Annotated in this window: 1 protein-coding gene; it reads right to left on the bottom strand. The window is 38.0% G+C overall.

What is annotated here, in order from left to right:
- Positions 1-458, bottom strand: a 458-nt coding sequence (locus FHP05_RS15175) for an IS110 family transposase (protein WP_147670799.1), incomplete at both ends; no start/stop codon positions are given.

The following is a 458-nucleotide window of genomic DNA, read 5'->3' as shown; positions in this document are numbered from 1 at the left end:
TACAAAGTGCGGCCTTTCCTTTCCAATCCGCAAACACGTCAAAGAATTCCGGGAAGTATCGTTGGATATTATTTTGAATACGACCTTCGATAATCATTAGCTGTTTGGTAAGTTGATCTCTTAATTTGACGCCTTCTCTTAGTTCGGCATAAATGCCTTCTAAAAGATTTGGTACCGAGTATCGACCGTCCTTTATCAGCTGCGCAATGACACGGGCATCTTTCGTATCATTTTTAGTTGGAGAATTATCATCTAACTCTTTACTCTTTTTGACATGCATTGGATTCACCAGAACAAAGTCATATCCTTTTGCCTTCAAAAAGTAGGCTAGATTCAACCAATAATGACCTGTAGGTTCTACTCCAAAGATAACATGCGATTTTTGATTTTCCTTTTGATGCCTAGAAACCCAATCTAACAGCTTTTGAAAGCCGTCTATACGATTTTCAAAGATCAAT

Origin of the sequence: Cerasibacillus terrae, assembly GCF_008039555.1 — a bacterium.
Classification (GTDB): domain Bacteria; phylum Bacillota; class Bacilli; order Bacillales; family Amphibacillaceae; genus Cerasibacillus; species Cerasibacillus terrae.
Note: the sequence above shows the minus strand (reverse complement) of the source record. Positions and strands in the feature narration are given on the sequence as shown.